The organism is Ectothiorhodospira sp. 9100 (assembly GCF_022227565.1).
GTDB lineage: Bacteria > Pseudomonadota > Gammaproteobacteria > Ectothiorhodospirales > Ectothiorhodospiraceae > Ectothiorhodospira > Ectothiorhodospira marina.
In genome coordinates this window covers 1-16342 of the sequence record NZ_JAJNAN010000055.1, presented here as the reverse complement: position 1 = coordinate 16342, position 16342 = coordinate 1, and the positions used below count along the sequence as shown (strand labels likewise).

17 protein-coding genes and 1 pseudogene are annotated in these 16342 nt (G+C 61.6%); 8 read left to right on the top strand and 10 right to left on the bottom strand.

Annotated features, from left to right (window positions below; genetic code table 11):
• Positions 1-226 (top strand): annotated as a pseudogene (locus tag LPW29_RS13290) (hypothetical protein); the annotation flags it as partial.
• A gap of 205 nt (positions 227-431) precedes the next feature.
• On the opposite strand, the gene LPW29_RS13285 reads toward LPW29_RS13290, so the two are convergent.
• Positions 432-584, bottom strand: coding sequence for a hypothetical protein (locus tag LPW29_RS13285; protein WP_238628415.1), 153 nt, complete (start codon positions 582-584; stop codon positions 432-434).
• Between the two features lie 55 nt (positions 585-639).
• On the opposite strand from LPW29_RS13285, the gene LPW29_RS13280 reads away from it, so the two are divergent.
• The 4 genes from LPW29_RS13280 to LPW29_RS13265 all read left to right on the top strand — a co-directional run bounded on the left by LPW29_RS13280 (position 640) and on the right by LPW29_RS13265 (position 2358).
• Positions 640-852, top strand: a complete 213-nt coding sequence (locus tag LPW29_RS13280) for a hypothetical protein (protein WP_238628414.1) — start codon at positions 640-642, stop codon at positions 850-852.
• Positions 853-1093: 241 nt separating this feature from the next.
• Complete coding sequence (locus tag LPW29_RS13275; RefSeq protein ID WP_238628416.1) at positions 1094-1363, top strand: type II toxin-antitoxin system Phd/YefM family antitoxin; 270 nt, start codon at positions 1094-1096, stop codon at positions 1361-1363.
• A gap of 4 nt (positions 1364-1367) precedes the next feature.
• A complete protein-coding gene (locus LPW29_RS13270; protein WP_238628413.1) occupies positions 1368-1664 on the top strand; it encodes a type II toxin-antitoxin system RelE/ParE family toxin in 297 nt (98 codons plus the stop codon).
• Between the two features lie 205 nt (positions 1665-1869).
• Positions 1870-2358 (top strand): methyltransferase family protein, encoded by a 489-nt coding sequence (locus LPW29_RS13265; protein ID WP_238628412.1) that lies wholly within the window; start codon positions 1870-1872, stop codon positions 2356-2358.
• Positions 2359-2371: 13 nt separating this feature from the next.
• On the opposite strand, the gene dinB is transcribed toward LPW29_RS13265, so the two are convergent.
• Complete coding sequence (gene dinB / locus LPW29_RS13260; RefSeq protein WP_238628411.1) at positions 2372-3538, bottom strand: DNA polymerase IV; 1167 nt, start codon at positions 3536-3538, stop codon at positions 2372-2374.
• Positions 3539-3736: 198 nt separating this feature from the next.
• Here dinB and LPW29_RS13255 point away from each other — a divergent pair, with 198 nt between their 5' ends.
• Together LPW29_RS13255 and LPW29_RS13250 are read left to right on the top strand one after the other, a co-directional pair.
• Complete coding sequence (locus LPW29_RS13255; RefSeq protein ID WP_238628410.1) at positions 3737-4120, top strand: MbcA/ParS/Xre antitoxin family protein; 384 nt, start codon at positions 3737-3739, stop codon at positions 4118-4120.
• Entirely contained in the window at positions 4104-4805 is a 702-nt protein-coding gene (locus tag LPW29_RS13250; RefSeq protein ID WP_238628409.1) for an RES family NAD+ phosphorylase, read from the top strand. Before LPW29_RS13255 ends, LPW29_RS13250 begins: the two co-directional genes overlap by 17 nt.
• Positions 4806-4820: 15 nt before the next feature.
• Here LPW29_RS13250 and LPW29_RS13245 read toward each other — a convergent pair whose 3' ends face one another.
• The 5 genes from LPW29_RS13245 to LPW29_RS13225 form a co-directional block, all read right to left on the bottom strand.
• Positions 4821-8666, bottom strand: a complete 3846-nt coding sequence (locus LPW29_RS13245; RefSeq protein ID WP_238628408.1) for a DUF3427 domain-containing protein — start codon at positions 8664-8666, stop codon at positions 4821-4823.
• An 82-nt stretch (positions 8667-8748) separates the two neighbouring features.
• Positions 8749-9177, bottom strand: a complete 429-nt coding sequence (locus tag LPW29_RS13240; protein WP_063464404.1) for a putative toxin-antitoxin system toxin component, PIN family — start codon at positions 9175-9177, stop codon at positions 8749-8751.
• Positions 9178-9186: 9 nt separating this feature from the next.
• Positions 9187-9438 carry a type II toxin-antitoxin system Phd/YefM family antitoxin gene (locus tag LPW29_RS13235; protein WP_040405933.1) on the bottom strand — a complete coding sequence of 84 codons (252 nt, stop codon included), beginning with the start codon at positions 9436-9438 and terminating at the stop codon, positions 9187-9189.
• 135 nt (positions 9439-9573) lie between these two features.
• Positions 9574-10275, bottom strand: a complete 702-nt coding sequence (locus LPW29_RS13230) for a M48 family metallopeptidase (protein ID WP_238628407.1) — start codon at positions 10273-10275, stop codon at positions 9574-9576.
• Positions 10272-13637 (bottom strand): type I restriction endonuclease subunit R, encoded by a 3366-nt coding sequence (locus tag LPW29_RS13225; protein WP_238628406.1) that lies wholly within the window; start codon positions 13635-13637, stop codon positions 10272-10274. The genes LPW29_RS13230 and LPW29_RS13225 overlap by 4 nt, the downstream gene beginning before the upstream one ends.
• Before the next feature lie 92 nt (positions 13638-13729).
• On the opposite strand from LPW29_RS13225, the gene LPW29_RS13220 reads away from it, so the two are divergent.
• Positions 13730-13882 carry a hypothetical protein gene (locus LPW29_RS13220; RefSeq protein WP_238628405.1) on the top strand — a complete coding sequence of 51 codons (153 nt, stop codon included), beginning with the start codon at positions 13730-13732 and terminating at the stop codon, positions 13880-13882.
• Between the two features lie 212 nt (positions 13883-14094).
• Here the strand turns inward: LPW29_RS13220 and LPW29_RS13215 are convergent, their stop codons facing one another.
• The 3 genes from LPW29_RS13215 to LPW29_RS13205 all read right to left on the bottom strand — a co-directional run.
• Positions 14095-15051 carry a hypothetical protein gene (locus LPW29_RS13215; RefSeq protein WP_238628404.1) on the bottom strand — a complete coding sequence of 319 codons (957 nt, stop codon included), beginning with the start codon at positions 15049-15051 and terminating at the stop codon, positions 14095-14097.
• Positions 15048-15635, bottom strand: a complete 588-nt coding sequence (locus LPW29_RS13210; RefSeq protein WP_238628403.1) for a DUF6932 family protein — start codon at positions 15633-15635, stop codon at positions 15048-15050. The genes LPW29_RS13215 and LPW29_RS13210 overlap by 4 nt, the downstream gene beginning before the upstream one ends.
• Before the next feature lie 227 nt (positions 15636-15862).
• On the bottom strand, positions 15863-16342 hold a 480-nt coding region (locus LPW29_RS13205), incomplete at its 5' end, for a restriction endonuclease subunit S (RefSeq protein WP_238628402.1).

The following is a 16342-nucleotide window of genomic DNA, read 5'->3' as shown; positions in this document are numbered from 1 at the left end:
GCCCTCAAGTGAACTGCTCAAGCCCTTTGACAGCGTCGCAGCGCAAGCCTTTGCCACCATCTTCGTCGACCGCCTCGCAGCCGGCCGGCCGATCAGCTTCCCCGATTGCCAGATCGCCGCCACGGCACGTGCTCATGGCGCCGCCATGGCGACCCGCAACGTAACCGATTTCACAGGCTGCGGCGTCGAAGTGATCGACCCCTGGAAACACAAGCAAGGTACCTGACCGACATGGACAAGCAACCAAAGGGAGCCGGCAGTGATAGCCTTCAATCCATTTCTGGGTGTATCTGACCAAGCTCCTTGGCAGCATTAAATTGGGCGCCACGATGAGGAGACATACCATGAAGACTCATCACCTTTGCTGGATCGTTGCCCTGGTGGTGGCCCGATGCTCGTGGCATGCCGGATGGCCGGTGATCACCAGGCATTCAGGATATCTGATGGCAGGCATCAATGAAAAGGGATTGTCCCAGCCAGCCTTCGGGCTGCTTCAATGTGAAGGGCGCCGGGGCCAGCGCCTCGGTGATGGGCTTGAAGCCGATACGCGAGTAGTAGTTCGGATCACCATAGGTCAGAACCACATCAACCCCTGCGTTCCTCAGCGCTTCCAGGCCATGGGCCAGGAGTTTCTGGCCGATGGCCTTGCCCCTGCCACTCGCTCGCAACGGCCACTGGCGCAAGGATGAATACGGGCCGGTCATCCTGATCGTAGGTCAGCCGGGAGAAGATCGCCCCGCCAACAATGGCCCGATCCATTTCAGCGAGGAAAACATGGAGATCCGGCTCGGTGGTGTCGGCTGTCGGCCCGGAGCGGTCGATGGGCGGGAGATGGTGAGAGGCTGCACCTGAAGTTACAGCGGCCAATCATATCAGATCGTTGAAGAGGTCGACCGCGATCCGTTTCACTGCCACAGCTCACAGCAGGTTCGGGCCGGGGATTCGATGAGCGATCACGATGGACTTCATGCGCATTTGGCGTCGACAGTCTTCAGGGATTGGGCAGGTGATAATGCAAATTGAACGTGTACTGTTTTCAGGTCGATTAAGTGGTACGCTGGACTGGTCGAAACAGCAACGGGGTTATCTCCTGATGCACGTGAAATTCTCCGAGGACGTGGTTCCTTTGACCGATCTCAAGGTCAACCCGGGTCGTGTAATCAAGCACGTCAACGAAGCACACCGCCCACTGCTGCTCACCAGCCGTGGCCGCGGTGTGGCGGTCGTTCAGTCCATCAGCGACTACGAACTGGCAGAGGAGGAACGTGCCTTCATGCGAGCCGTGGTTGCGGGATTGGCAGATCTGGATGCCGGACGCGAAGTATCCCTGGCGGAGGCCAGAAACAGGCTCGGGTTGCCGTAGCGGTATGACCAAGGCCAGCATCCATCTCGCCGAATCGGCGTTGGACGACCTTCGTGGAGTCATGGAGTGGTATGTTGAACAGAACGCCCCCGACGTCGGCCACCGGTTGGTCCGCGATACCCTGAAGCAAATTGAGGTGCTCGCCGACCACCCCGATGCCGGGCGTGTGGTTCCGGAGTTCGACCAACCCTTTCTGCGTGAACTGATCCGCCCACCGTTTCGAATCGTCTACCGAAAGGATCGGGAATCAGTCCATATCGTCAGGGTGTGGCGCAGCGAACGCCTGCTTCACCTGCCGTAGCAGAACCTTATTCCGAGGCTAGGTGAGGCTGGCTCACGCGGGATATTGGATCCCGAGTTTATTCAGCCTCACCAGGACTTGATCAACGTTGAGCAAGACGGTTGCCACGGAGTGGCAGTTCCTCACGGCGAGCGGACCGTTGTTGGCGCACGCCGGCTGACGGCTCAGGGTCGAAATCAGGCATCCATATCGGGAAGTCGAAACAATGACCCTGAAAGATTCAGCAGCATGGTGGACAAAGCTGGCAGCCAGCGGCGTACTCATCGGCTTGGTGATTGAGCGCTTCGTAGCGGGTGGGCTACCAGGTTGGCCGAATCCAGCTATCCTCCTCGCCCAGTTACTGGTGGTCTTCGGTGGCTGCATCACGCTGGCGCACTATGCGGTACTTCGTCGAAAAGGTGTTACCTGCACCGAGTCGCAGGAGCCGGTTCGGCTGGTTCGCAGCGGTGGTCTGTTCCCTTCCACGCGCCACCCGATGTATCTCGGGGACACCGTCACCTGTGTTGGCCTGGCCATGCTTGCACCCAGTGTTGCCGCTGGACTGATACTGGTGGTAGCCATCGCCGCTTTGGTGATTCAGGCGCGCCTTGAAGACGAGTTCCTGGCGAGACGCTTTCCAATAGAGCACGGCCAGTGGCGCGCTCAAAGTGGTCTCCTGCTACCACGGTTGTCGCCTTCGTGGGGCATTGGGTAACAGGCCGTCAGCTTCACTCGTCGAAGGCCAACTCGCCCTGCTCCCAGACTCCTGGATTTTCAGCGACATCGGCAACCGGTACCAGAGCACTCACGCGCACACCCAGCAACCGCAAAGGCCGATCCATGGGCGCCCGGCGCAGGCACTCCCGGCTGGCGGCCAGCAGGTCCGCCTGCGCATCAATGGGCACGCGCAGCGTGTGGTCACGGGTCAGTGTGCGAAAATCCGCGTAGCGCAGTTTGATGCCCACGGTCCGCCCACGCACGCCCAGCGCCTGCAGATCAGCGGTCACCCGTTCGCAAAGCGCCACCAATATCCCGGTGAGTTCGGCACGGTCGTGTCTCGGGTGCAGGTCACGCTCGAAGGTGGTCTCGCGACTGACCGACTTGCGCTCGGCCTCCGTGACCACCGGCCGGTCGTCACGCCCGTGCGCGGCGTCATGCAGCCAGGCGGCATATCGGGGTCCGAAGTGCTCCTGCAAAAGGCCGAGTTCTGCCCGGGCGAGATCACCGATGGTATGAATATCCAGACGCGCCAACCGCTCTGTGGACTTGGGCCCGATCCCGTTGATCTTGCTGGCCTTCAACGGCCATATCCGGGCCACCAGATCCGCCGGACCCACGTGCGTGAGACCGTCCGGCTTGTTGAACTCCGAAGCCATCTTTGCCAACAGTTTGTTGGGCGCGATGCCGATCGAACAGGACAACCCCGTCGCCGCACGCACCGCCTCCTTGATACGGCTGGCGATCGGCTCAGGGTCGCTGCCGTGGGAGGTCAGGTCGATGTAGATCTCGTCGATCCCACGGTCCTCGATCCTCGGCGCGAGGGAGGCAACCGCCGTCTTGAAACGCATCGAGTAGTGCCGGTAGGCGGTGAAATCAGCGGGTAGCAGAACCGCACCCGGCACAAGACGAGCGGCGGTCATCAGGCCCATGCCGGAGTGTACACCCCGGGCGCGCGCCTCGTAGGTCGCGGTGGTTACCACGCCTCGCCCACGGTAATCACGCAGATGGGTGAACTCAAGGACACCATCGTCGCCGACCATCGGGGCCGCGACACGACGCCCACCGACCACGAGGGGCTGACCCCGAAGTTGCGGATAGCGCAGCAATTCCACGGACGCGTAGAACGCATCCATGTCGAGATGGGCAATGCAGCGGCTGCCGTACATCTGAGGCATTTTCCTTGAATCCGTCAATGCTCGTCGCCTCGTGGCAAGCAAAACTCGCCTTTCCCTCAATGCCACACAGCGGCGGCCACGCCAAACCTGCGGGTGCGACCGGCGAAGCAGGGAGGAATATGGATCACTTGAGCGCTATAATCGAAAAACCAATTAAATGATCCATGGCGAAACAGGCCATTGCCCAGGAGGTACCCCATGCAAACAATGACGATGGAGCAACGCCAGACACTGGCTGCCGCCGGCTTGCGGGCCTATCCAAACATTGCCCGGGCATGGGGGCTCAAGGAACAGGAGGCAGCGCGACTGCTGGGGGTCTCCGGCCCAACCTATCGACGCTGGAAACGTGATCCGAACCGGGTGCAGGCAGACGTGAACCTGCTTGAGCGTCTTTCCCTGATTCTCGGCATCTACAAGGCGCTCCATATCCTGCTGCCAAGGCCCGAATCCGCGCATGGCTGGGTGAGACGACCGAACACCAACCCCCGCTTTGGCAGACACTCCCCCCTTGAACGCATGCTTGGGGGGCATGTAGCAGACCTGGTGGCTGTGCGGGAGCATCTGGATGCCGCCCGAGGCTGATCTTCTCGCCCAGTTTTCAGAGGTGGAGGTGCATTGGCCCAAGAGCTACCGGATCGTACCTTCCCGTTTCCCACCCATAGACCGCTTCGAGGGTGTTGCCGGACAAGCCGGCGATCTGGCGGCCCTCCATGAGCTCGAGGGCCTGACCTCGAATCGCCTGCGCGAGGCGGCCGGCGAGATCCATCTGGTGCCCGAACAGGATCGCCGATTCGGGCCCGGCTACACGCCCGTCATGGCCGCCTTTACCTACCCGGCCCAGAGTCGTTTTTCCGATGGGGCCTACGGCGTGTATTACTGCGCCCGAGACGAGCACACCGCGGTGGCCGAAACCCGTCATCACCGCGAGCGTTTCCTCCGTGAATCATCGGAACCCTCGATCAACCTGGAAATGCGGGTTTATCTGGCAGAGTTGCGGGCGCCGCTGCTCGACCTCTGCGCCCCCACTGGCACTCCCTACCTCGCCCCCCACGATTGGCGGCCTTCGCAGCACCTGGGACTTCAGGCCCGACAGGCCGGTCGTTACGGATTCATCTATCTCAGCGTAAGGGGTACCGAGGGCGGTCTGTGTGCGGGTGTCCTGAGGCCACCCGCCCTGGGGCCAACCCGTCAGGGCAGGCACCTGCAATATCGATGGGATGGCGAAAAGATCACCGACATCATTGAACTGAAGGCAACGGGGTATTGACCTCGGGCCCATGATTCAACGTCCTCCGGGGTGCTGGATCACCTCAAAATCCACACTCATCGGCCCACTGCCCTGGTGCTTGAGATACCGCACCGGCCCGTAGTAGGTGAATAGCGCGGCCTTCCCCTGCTCCAGCTTGTTTTCCCGGATGAAAAGATGGATAGCGATGCCCATCTCCTCATGATGGATGATCTCCCGGCCCCGCTTGCTCTGGGGCGTTGTCTGATTCTGGGTCTGCCAGTGGAAATGGCTGTCATCCACCCAATGGTTCAGGTAACGATAGTCTGCTGCCTTGCCCTGCTGGTTCAGCGTCACCAGCAGCACATGGACCTTTTGGTCCCCGAGCACCACATGACCACTGTTCCAACTGCCCGGGTTGAACTTTGCGTTGAAAAGGCCGGGTATCTCTTCCCGGGCAAACCGCTCCCCCACCACCATCCATAACGGATCCAGCACCCCCTTGAAGCGAGCAAAAGTGCGGAACTGCTCCTGCAGCTCCGGCGTGACCACGATGTCCTCGTAATCCGGGTTGCTGGCCCGGAGGCGGTACTGACCGCTCGGATCCTTGAGCACCTTGCGCAGCAGGTACTGATTGTCGCCCGCGCCGTCCTGACGCTCGATGGCCAGGATCTCGCTGGTGATGCGACCCGCGCTCTCAGCACTGGCCAGCTCCAGCAGCAGATAGTCGCCATCCTCCACCGGCTGCTTGCCGCCATTCATGGAATTGCCGGAGGCGCGGGCAATGAAGTGCCGACCGGGATCCAGACGACCGTAACCTTCCGGCGGGAGACTGCGGTATTCCTCGCAATCGGCGGTGCCCGTCTTGAAGTGGCCACAGGCGATCTTGAGGTTGGGAAAGTACGGCAGCGACACCTGCTCCGGCCTGCGGCTGGACAAGGCCGTGACCGTGGCGCCACCCAGACCCTGCCTGACCTCATAGGTGGCCAACCGGTAATCCACCAGTTCCTGCACCAGGGCCGTCAGGGTGGAAACGTGGTCTGGAACCACCGCCTTGGCGCCGATGAAACGATCACCCTCAAGGGTGAAAAAAGACCCACCGACCCAGGCCGCCACCGGATTCTTGCGCCAATAGCCCAGCCAGCCATCCGGTGGTTCGGTGAGACCCTGATAGGCGTCCGGCAGGTCGGCCAGCAGCGGGCGGCGGCGCTGCAGCACCTGCCAGGATCGGGCCGCCAGATCCGCCAGAGTGGGCGCCTCCCGCCAGCCATCCAGCTCCTGGAAGGCCTCCAGCAGGACCATCTTGTAGCTCTTGTTCATGGCGGTGGTCTCCAGTTTCCGGAGCAGATCCGCCTGCTGCTCGATCACCGTCCGCTCCTCGGCCTGAAGGTCGGGCTCCAGGGCAGCGATCAGCCCGAACCAGTGACCATACTGGCGACGCACGGCCTGCAGGCTGGCACCGGCGCGGTAGAACTCGGTCAGGGTCGGCCGACGGCCGAGGGTGTCGCGCAGGGTGAGGTACTGATCCTGAAGATCACTGCCGCCCAGGGATTTGAGAAAATCGATGAACCGCAGGTCGTAGTTGACGTAACAGCCCGTGGGCAGATCCAGGCTCTGGTTTTCCAGATCGCGGGCAAAACGGGCCAGATCCTGATGGGTCATGGTCCGGTTCATCAGCGCCATGGGCTTGTGCAGAAAGCTCTGGTGATTGGCCACGAAATCCAGCACCACCAGTCGCTCCTTCGCCTCGGCCTTGCGCAGGCCCCGCCCCAGTTGCTGCAGGAACAGGATGCGGGATTCGGTGGGGCGCAGCATCATCACGGTGTCGATAGCCGGCAGGTCCACCCCCTCGTTGAACAGGTCCACGCAGAACAGCACCTGCAACTGGCCGTTGGCCAATTGTTCCAGCGCCTCACCCCGGGATAGCCTGGAATCGGCATAGACCGCCGCCGCCCTCACACCCTGCCGAGCAAATTGATCGGCCATGTAATCGGCGTGGCGGATGGAGATGCAAAAGGCCAGGGTGCGCCGCTGAGCCCGTTCCCGCCAGGTGCTCAGGGCATGACGCGCACGAGCCAGAGTCGCCAGCCGGTTGCCCAGCAGATCCGGGTCGAACCGGCCGTTGCGCCAGGGGATGCTCTGGTAGTCCACGTCCTCGTCGAAAACGCCGTAGTAGTGGAACGGCACCAGCAGATCCTCGTTCACCCCGGTGAACAGATCACTCTCGAACACCAGATTGTCATCGCACAAGGAGAGGATGCTGGCGTTGTCGGTGCGGTCGGGGGTGGCGGTGAGGCCCAGCAGGAAGGCGGGCACAAAGTGGTTCAGCAGGCGGTGATAGGTGGGCGCGGCGGCGTGGTGGAATTCGTCCACGACGATGTAATCGAAATGCCCTGGCACAAAACGCTCCAGGTGATCGACCCGACCCAGGGTCTGGATGGAGGCGCAGAGGATATCCACCCGGGCGTCCCGCTGGCGGCCGTGATAGAAGCCGATCCGGGCGCTGGGGCGGATGCGGGCAAAGGTGGCGGCAGCCTGGTTGAGGATCTCTTCCCGATGGGCCACGAACAGGATCCGGCGAGCGCCCATCTGCTGCGTGTCGAAGGCGGCGAGCCAGGTCTTGCCCAGGCCGGTGGCCATGACCACCAGACCACGCCGGTAGCCGTCCAGGCGTGTCTGCTCCAGTGCCTCCAGGGCCTGCGACTGAATGTGCGTGGGCGTGGGCGGCGGGTCCGACTCGGTGCTGCCCGGCTCCCATGAACGCTCCGGCGGGATGCGGCGAGCGTCGTAGGTGTCGATCCACTCGTCCGACAGCGGCACGGTGGCCGGATCACTGAACAGGGCCTGAAAGCGCGCCCGGGTTTCCAGAAAGCCCTTGTCCCCCGGATAGTTGATCCGGTAGTTCCATTCCAGCCCCTGCTGCAGGGCCTGGCGGCTGATGTTGCTGGAGCCGATGAAGGCGCAGCCCCAGTGGGCATCGCTATCCTGCGAGCCGGCAAACAGATAGGCCTTCAGATGAAAACTGCCGCCCCGGCTCTGGTAAACCCTGACCTGCGCCCCCTGCTCCTGAAGCAGCATGAGGGCACGCAGCGCCTGGGGATCGGTGATGTCCAGGTAATCGCTGGTGAGGATGCGGATACGCGCAGGACGTCGGCCAGCCGCCTCGCGGTCCAGCGCCGCCTGTAGATCAGGCAGCAACAGGCGCAGGCCGGTGTGCTTGATGAAGGCCACTGCCATGTCGATGGCATCGGCGCGGTGAATGCCGCTGCATAGATGGGGCAGGAAGGGATTGTCGTCACCACCGGTGATGAGTTGGCGGGTTGCCTTGTGCAGCAGACAGTTCAGCCACTGTTCCTCCCGATCGGGGCGTTGATCCTCGGTGAGCCAGCATTCCAGCTTGGCCAGTCCGGTGAGTTCCCGAGTCCAGACGCGGATCTGGTCTTCATTGGCATCGGTGAAGTGTCGGCCGTTGCGATCACGTTCACCCGTTCCCAGCTTGAAGCTGCAATAGATGACACCGCCCGGTTTCAGGGCCTGCCAGAGCGCATGGAAGTTGGCGGGCAAGTGGGCGGCAGGCACATGCAGCAGGCTGGCGCAGGCCCAGATGCCGTCATATCGTTCGACCTCGTCCACCTCATCGAACCGCTGCACGGGCACCGGCTGGCCGAGCAATTGTGAGGCATGGTCCGCCAGCGCCACGCTGGCATCGAAGGCACTGACGCCATAGCCCCGCCGCTTAAAGGCCAGGGCATCGCGCCCGGCACCGCAACCGGCATCCAGCACCCACGCACCGGCCGGCAAGTGGCGCAGAAAGCAATGGTACAGGGGCTCCATGTCCACGTGCAGGGTGTCGGCGATGAACTGGCCGGCGTGCTGATTGTAGTAATGGGTGGTGTCGTTCACGTCCCTGGTGCCGGGAATTGATTCAGCTGTGCAGCCTGTTGAAGAGGTGTTTACAAAATTAGGGCATCATTCGATGCATTGATCATATCAACGCGAGATAATCGGCTGGCGAGAGGATGCGCAGCCCGTGGCTTTGCCAAAAGTCATTGCCGAGTATCAATAAATCCTGATCGCCAGTGACCAGACATTGTGCCTCACCATTAAGGGCCACATGCAGCAGCATGTCATCCTTAGGGTCGCGACAGGCCTGGATGCGATGCTGAATCGGGACCACGCGTACGACTCCGCCAAGCAACTTGAGGAATTGCTGCCGCGCTTCCAGAGAAACATAGCGATCAAACTTGGGGCGGGAAAGGACATTGGCTAATTCGGTCAATGTTTCTTCGGAAGCCAGCAGAACGCCCTGGGCCAGCGCCTTGTCCACGGCACGCCCGGCTGTACCTTGTGGCACCAGCATGCGGCTGATCAGAGTATTGGTGTCCAAGACCAAGCGGGTTTCTTCCGTGCGCATGGCAGGTCTTCAATCGTCCGAAGCGAGCAACTCAGTCAGTTTGGCTTCGTCCAGGCCAGCGGCTTTGGCCTGACTACCGATGCGGTCACAAAAGCGCTGGAACTCGGCGATGTTGAGTCTTGTCAGGCGTTCGTACTCTGCCATGGAGAGCACCACAGCAACATCACGCTTCTGGCGCTGGATAATTACCGGTTCCCGGCTGGCGGTGTCGATTAACTTGGCAAAGCCCTGTTTGGCCTCGCTGGCGGTGATGGTACGCATGAGACCCTCCATGCTTGCAGGGAGCAATGTTTTGTCTATTTTAGACAAAATGGACAAAACATCAAGCCGGTTCCGACCGTTGCTCTTGGCAGCGTTAATGACCTTTGGGCGGCGCGAGTCTGCCAGCTCCAACGTTCAAACCCCCTCCACCTCAATTCCATGCCGCGCCAACCACCCCTTGCGCTGCTCATAATCCGGCATGGCTCGCTCCAGGCGGCGCCAGAAAGCGGGGGTGTGGTGGGGCTCGTGCAGGTGAACCAGCTCGTGCACGACCACGTACTCGGCGATATGGCGCGGTAGCAGGATGGTCTTCCAGTGGAAGTAGACCCGGTTCCCCTTGCCACAGGAGCCCCAGCGGTAGCCCAGGTCCTGGACCTTCACGCCCGCCGGCTCCACCCCCATGCGCCGGGCCTGCGCCTTCACCCCGGCGGTCAGCCAGTCCGTGGCGCGGGCGCTGTACCAGCGGATGAAGTGTTCCCGGGGGTTGGGCAGGGCATCCTCGCGGAGCTGGAAGTGCCTGGCCACGAGCTTGAGCGGGGCGTCCTGGGCATCATTGGGTACGCGCTTGAGTCGGTAGCTGCGGCCCAGGTAGAGGAAACCCTCGCCATTGACGTACTGCTTTTGCGGCAACCGGCTGCGGTTCTCGGCCTTCTCCGCCAGTTTGCGGTAGATCCACAGCCGTTTTTCCATCACGAAGTCGCGCAGGTGCTGCTCATCGGTGCCCGAGGGCGCCGAAATGATCAGCTCGCCGCCCCGGTCCACGGTGATCTCCAGGGTCTTGCGGCGGGTGCTTTCGCGCACCTCGAAGGTCAGGTCGTCTACGGCCAGCTGGGTCATGCGTTCATCAGCCTGTCGTGATTGCTGCGGGCCAGGTCCAGCAACCGCTGCGCCACCTCGCTGGCACGGTCGAACGGGACCACGCCCTTGATCATCAACGTGGTGAACAGGTGCTGACGCAGGGCTTCCTGGTCCGGGATATGGGAGGGTTTCCAGAAGTCGGGGATGGCGATCTCCTGCTGGATCAGGGCCACCAGTTCCTCGGTGGCCTCCAGCAGCTTGCGGGCATGGGCCTCGTCCAGTTGCTCCGGCGTCTGGCCGCTGCTGGCCACCAGCTCCCGCCAGAAGGGCTCGGCATGGGCGGGCATGTCCGGGATCGCCTCACCGTCGATGGCGGCGCCGTCACGGAGTTGGTGGATCAGGCCCTCCAGGGCTTCCACCTGTTCGGCCCACTGGCCATCCAGTTGCTGAAGCAACTCCTCCAGGCGCTCGCTGAGCCGCCCGTACTTTACCGGGTCTTCGTCCATGTGCTTGCGCACATGGGAGCGCACCGCATGCTCCATCTCCGAGGCCTTGGCGCGATCGCCCACCTGGCGGCCCAGGTGGGCATCGAACTCGGCATCGGTGAGTTGCACCGGCGGGATGCGCGGATCAATACCCAGCGAGATCACGTAATCGTCGATCAGCTTGCGCACCTTGTTGCCGATGTCCCGGCAAAGCTCCGGGGTGTCCTTGTAACGGTTGCGGGCCAGGGCGTGGATGTAGGCGAGCCGCTTGGCGTCGTTGACGAACTCCAGCCCCTCGGGGCGCGGCAGCACGTCGTCCAGGCCGCGATTGAACTCCTTGAGCTTGACCACGAACTCCGCCCGCACCCGCTCGTCCGCCAGCGCCCGCACCGCTTCCTCGGTATCGTCCAGGTCATCCACGCCCTGCCCGCGCAGCACGTCGATGACTCGCAGATGGCGATCGCGCAGCAGCGGGATCTCGTCCTTGAGGCTTTGCAGCGCGCCCTCGACATCCTCCTCGCTGTAGGCGGCCAGGGCCTCTTTGAGGTGGTTGGCCACGCCGAAGTAGTCCACCACGATGCCGTGGGTCTTGCCGTGGCCGGTGCGGTTGACCCGGGCAATGGCCTGCAGCAACTCCGCCTCCCGCAGGGAGCGGTCCAGATACATCACTCCCTCGATGGGGGCATCGAAGCCGGTGAGCAGCATGCTCTTGACGATCAGGAAGGCCAGCGGATCGTGCTTGGCGGCATCCGCCGGCGGCGTGCCATCCAGCGGCGGCAGGGGTTTCTTGAAGCGCTGGATATGGTGCTCCACGGCGGCACGGTCACTCCACTTCGCCCAGGCGGAGTCGTCATTGTTGCCGCTGCTGAATACCACGGCGAACGCCAGTTGGCACAGCACCTGACGATGGCGCCAGGCCTGGATCGCCGCCTTCACCCGTGGGGGCCGCGTGAGCAGTTGCGCATCATCTAGCGCCTTGTCCTCGGGGGAGAGGGCCAGGGCCTCTTCCAGCAGTTCGGCGCGGGCCGCCTCCAGGGCCTCAACGTAGCGCAACGCGGCGCGGCGACTGTAGGCCACCAACTGGGCCTTGTAGCCATTGGGCAGGATATGGGTGACGTAGTGACGCAGGATGTCCTGGGCCTTTTCCCGGATCAGCCGTGGTGCCTCGAAGATCTGTCCCTTGGTGGCGTACTTCTTCTTGATCGCCTCCAGTTCTTCCGGGCTATGGTCCCGGAAGAGGTCCTCGAACAGACCATCCAGGCTGGCGCCGTCCTTGATCGCCCCCTTGGCGGTGCGCCCCTCGTAGAGGATGGGCACGGTGGCGCCGTCCTGCTCCGACTCCTTGATGGTGTAGCGGTCAATGTATTCGCCGAAGATATCGTGGGTGCGCTTCTTGTCGCCCATGATGATGGGCGTGCCGGTGAAGCCGATGCGGGCCGCGTTGGGCAGGGCGCGCATCATGTTGGCGTGCAGGTCGCCGGCCTGGGTGCGGTGGGCCTCGTCCACCAGGATCAGGATGTCCTCGCTGGTGTTGAGCACTTCGAAGGGCGCGCTCAGGCTGGGCTTCTTCGGTGCACGAGCGCAACTCAAGGGGTCAGGCTCGGCCACATCGCGGTGCGCCCAGTCCAGCCCTCGGCCCTCGGGGATCTCATAGGCATCACCCTCCCCTTCGGCATCCGGGTCGCGGTATTTCTGAATGATGCCGAACACCAGACCGGGGCCCTCCCGGGCCAGCAGCTTCTTGAGCTCGGCGGTGTTACCCGCCTTCTCCACGCTCTCGCCGGTGAGCCTGGCGGTGCCGGAGAGCTGGGTCTGCAGGTCCTTGCGATCGGTGATCACCACCACCTTGAAGCGGCGCAGCGCGGGGTCGGTGCGCATCTTGCGCACCAGGAACACCATGGACAGGCTCTTGCCGCTGCCCTGGGTGTGCCAGACGATGCCGCCACGGCGGTCGGCTTCTCCATCCTCTCGACGGGTCTTGCCCTGTTTCAGGCGTTCCACGGCCCGGGTGACGCCGCGGAACTGCTGATAGCGACAGACCAGCTTGATGGTCTGGCCGCCCAGGTTCATGAACAGGGTGTAGTGGCGCACGATATCCAGCAGGTTGGCCTGGGTCAGCATCCCGGCGATCAGGCGCTGCTGGGCGGAGAGATCCGCCACGCCCAGGTCCATGGCCACCTGGGATTCCCGCCTGGGCGCGACCGTCTTCCAGCTCAGGTAATGGGCAAAACGGGCACCGACGGTGCCCACCCGGGCATCATCGAAGTTGCTGGCCACCAGGCACTGGCTGGTGGCGAACAGGCCTGGCGCACCCTCACGCTCCCCCACTTCTCCGTCCAGCCAGCGCTGATCATGGTAGCGGCGCAACTGATCCACCGCCTGACTGAGGCCCTCGGGCGCACTGCGGCTCTTGCACTCCACCACCACCAGCGGAATGCCGTTGACGAACAGCACCAGGTCGGGGATCACGTGGCCCTTGGCGCCATCATGGCCGGGCGGACACTTCACCTTGAACTGGTTCACCACGGTGAACAGGTTGTTGGCGGGCTCATCCCAGTCGATAAAGCGCAGCGTCTGGCCGCGACCCCCGTCCCACCCTTCCAGGCCATCCACCGACAGCCCATTGAGCAGCAACTCGGTGGCCTGCTGGTTTGCCTCCAGCACCTTGCTGGCGGGGAGTCGGGTGATGGCCGCCACTGCCTGATCCAGACGCGGCCCATCGAGCCAGGGTTCACCGTCGCGCAGGTTAATGGCCCGCAACTGTCGGCGCAGCAGTGGTTCCATCACCACCTGGGCGAAGCTGTCGCGATGGGTCACGGCGGGGTTGTCCACCGAGCCGGCCAGGAAGTCCCAGCCCTGCCCCACCAACTGATCGATGAAGGGCTTTTCGACATCCGTATATTCGGGACCTGCCATACCGTGGCTGCTCCATGGTGCTGTAGGGTTTTTGATGCAGGGGGCGCGGTAGGCGCGTAAAATGAGCATACCAGCCAGGAGAGACTGACCGAATGGCCACATCCCGCTCCCCCAAGAAGCGCCGCATTGTGGGCCGTGACGCCCTCCTGAAGAGCGTTGCCTCCTCCACCGGCGTGGAGACCGGCGAGGCTAGCCGCAGCATCGAAACCAGGCTGCGCTCCGGCAAGTCCCTACCGCTTGCCTGATCCGCTCCACCATCGGCTTGTAGTCACCAGCCAGCCCAGCATGGATCGCGTGGATGTAATCGTCCTTGTTTATGGCAACGCAAGATAATCGGCACTGGGCCAGCGCCTTGTCCACGGCACGGACGGCTGTGCCTTGTGGCATCAGCATGCGGCTGATGAGGGTATTGGTGTCCAGGACCAAGCGGGTTCCGACCCCACCAGCAACTTCTTGCCTATGGCCTTTTCGAAGTGCCTGACGGTTCAGCCACCTTCGGATCACCCGTTGCCCAACGAGGTAGCTCCAGAAGCTTGTAGCGGGGCCTGCCCCGTCCGGCCTGGGTGATCAGCATCTTTGCCTCGACCATTTCATTGCGGTGGTCGTTGATGGCGTCCGGGTTTTCAACACCTGGGCCAATCTTTGCCGTCAGCCACTCTTTGCTGTCTTCGATCTGAAATTCGCAACTTCCCTTATGAGGCAAAGCACCACCGAATCTGATCGAAAGAGCCTGCTCGCTTTCGGAAAGATATTCCTGGCTCAGTCGCTCCAGGCTGCGCCTGACTTGCCCCGAGTTCCTGAAACTAAATGACTTGTCTGCATGCATCAAGGAGCAGGTGGCATCATGGTCATTCAGGATGCTGACAAAGCCTCGGATCTTGTCCAGGGCACGCTGATCCATATCAGCGGCTGCTTCAGCGAGTTGCTCATCATCAACGCCAATACTTCCATCAAGCAAGCTGCGGGTTGCTTCCAGCGCCTTGGCTACAGTGCTGTCCTGATAAAATTCCAGTTGTGCCGACGATTCCTGAAGCTGAAAGCCGAATGAGCCGCGAGCAGTACCGGTGATCATCATCTGATACTGATCGCGATTAGGCACAGGTCCTGTCGGTGCCAATGTAGCGTGATGGGAGGCGCCGACAGCGGTAATGGCTTCCGAAAAAGCAGACAGTGCCTTGGCGGCGAAGGCAGCCAGAACCCCCTTAGAACCCGACACCGGACGGCCGCTGAATGTCAGCACTGCCTTAACGGGCTCTTGTTCCAGAGCAGAAGAGTCCGCTAATCTTTCTTCGAGCTCTTCAAGCCGAAGCTCCAGGCTGGCTCTGGAAAGTACCCGGTCTTCAGGGATTCCAGCCAACATACCCCTGAGCGTATTGCACTCGGCTTGAAGGTCAATATACTCCTGCTGATTCATACGTTTTCCTCCTGACCCATAAGGGAGTCAAGACGCGCCCTTGCTGCATGATCCGGCATCAGAGACACCTGAATGAATCCCTTCCATGCTCTGTCTCTTCGATGAGACCAGACGCCGTACCAGTAAGTGCTCAATGCCACCAAATCAACGCTGGACGCCCTATTGAGCGGAACCATGAAGGCGTCTACCATCAATTGTCTTTTGATCAACGTCCTGCTGTTTCTGGTGAGCCCTATGATATCGGAATAATGGGTCTTGATTTCCATCTCGCTCATCCCTGGCGGGAACTCAATGAAACTGACCACGTCGATATCATTCGGCGATCGTTTTTCTATCGCTTCGACGTGCTCCATATAGCTCCCATCCAGCCACTGGAACCCTTGTGTCAATCCTGCCTCATGCAGGCCACTCCGGTAGCGAAGGAAGCCGTCCAGTATCCTGATACGCTCTTTGGATGTACCGAAATGCTCCACGAGATCGAGCAGCGACACATGATAAGGTGAGCGATTCAAGGAAGTCGGATCGCCAGCATCCACCGGTGGCAAAACCCCTTCCGCCGTCCAGTCGGGGATCGATACGTTCATGGATTGCCTTCCCTGTCTCTGTGGTTTGGATCTGTCCGTTCATGATACCCCCCTCGTCGGCCAAGTGTCATTCGGGGGTTGACGATCAACCGCGCTGGAAATCGGGGAGCTGGATCTTGCCGGTGTTGATGTCCTTGAGCAGTTCCGGGAGAGAACGCTTGGTGCTGTCGAAGGTGGTCATTGCGACTCCCTGTGTGATGTGATCCTGATGTTGCGGGTGTTTCGGTCTATGCCGGGGTGGGGGTCTGGGCCTGGTCGAGCAACGGGGTGACTCGGACGTGGCCGGTGAGGAGGTCGTTCATGAGGCCGGATTCTAGTGATCTGAGCCAACGGACGTTTTTTTCTTCTTTCGAAAGCTTACATGAAATGGCGTTCACCCTACGATTTATCCTTTTCTGCTCCCAAATAGAAGGCAATGGGATGATTATCTCTAGCAATGCAGACCGAATTATCTGCGGCTGGGCGGACCCCGTCACCGTATCCTCAAGTCCGCGATAGGCGAGAAAATCTGAAAGAAACGAAACTTCCACTTTATTTTCTTTCAACTCGTCAAGGCACATAGCGTTGCCCGTAATATATGACATCGGCTCGGTAACTATAACTCTTCCGCAAGTGTTGCCACGGCAGGTAATAGCAACAACAGGATGCTCATGGTTGTACTCCGAATACTTGCCGATTTTCCCATTGGCACCATAGACTGGGTAGCC

Excerpts from the sequence above, each read along its gene's own strand:
- LPW29_RS13280 (WP_238628414.1), top strand. The coding sequence starts at position 640 with ATGGCCTTGCCCCTGCCACTCGCTCGCAACGGCCACTGGCGCAAGGAT.
- LPW29_RS13275 (WP_238628416.1), top strand. The coding sequence starts at position 1,094 with ATGCACGTGAAATTCTCCGAGGACGTGGTTCCTTTGACCGATCTCAAG.
- LPW29_RS13270 (WP_238628413.1), top strand. The coding sequence starts at position 1,368 with ATGACCAAGGCCAGCATCCATCTCGCCGAATCGGCGTTGGACGACCTT.
- LPW29_RS13265 (WP_238628412.1), top strand. The coding sequence starts at position 1,870 with ATGACCCTGAAAGATTCAGCAGCATGGTGGACAAAGCTGGCAGCCAGC.
- dinB (WP_238628411.1), bottom strand. The coding sequence starts at position 3,538 with ATGCCTCAGATGTACGGCAGCCGCTGCATTGCCCATCTCGACATGGAT.
- LPW29_RS13255 (WP_238628410.1), top strand. The coding sequence starts at position 3,737 with ATGCAAACAATGACGATGGAGCAACGCCAGACACTGGCTGCCGCCGGC.
- LPW29_RS13250 (WP_238628409.1), top strand. The coding sequence starts at position 4,104 with ATGCCGCCCGAGGCTGATCTTCTCGCCCAGTTTTCAGAGGTGGAGGTG.
- LPW29_RS13240 (WP_063464404.1), bottom strand. The coding sequence starts at position 9,177 with ATGCGCACGGAAGAAACCCGCTTGGTCTTGGACACCAATACTCTGATC.
- LPW29_RS13235 (WP_040405933.1), bottom strand. The coding sequence starts at position 9,438 with ATGCGTACCATCACCGCCAGCGAGGCCAAACAGGGCTTTGCCAAGTTA.
- LPW29_RS13230 (WP_238628407.1), bottom strand. The coding sequence starts at position 10,275 with ATGACCCAGCTGGCCGTAGACGACCTGACCTTCGAGGTGCGCGAAAGC.
- LPW29_RS13225 (WP_238628406.1), bottom strand. The coding sequence starts at position 13,637 with ATGGCAGGTCCCGAATATACGGATGTCGAAAAGCCCTTCATCGATCAG.
- LPW29_RS13220 (WP_238628405.1), top strand. The coding sequence starts at position 13,730 with ATGGCCACATCCCGCTCCCCCAAGAAGCGCCGCATTGTGGGCCGTGAC.
- LPW29_RS13215 (WP_238628404.1), bottom strand. The coding sequence starts at position 15,051 with ATGAATCAGCAGGAGTATATTGACCTTCAAGCCGAGTGCAATACGCTC.
- LPW29_RS13210 (WP_238628403.1), bottom strand. The coding sequence starts at position 15,635 with ATGAACGTATCGATCCCCGACTGGACGGCGGAAGGGGTTTTGCCACCG.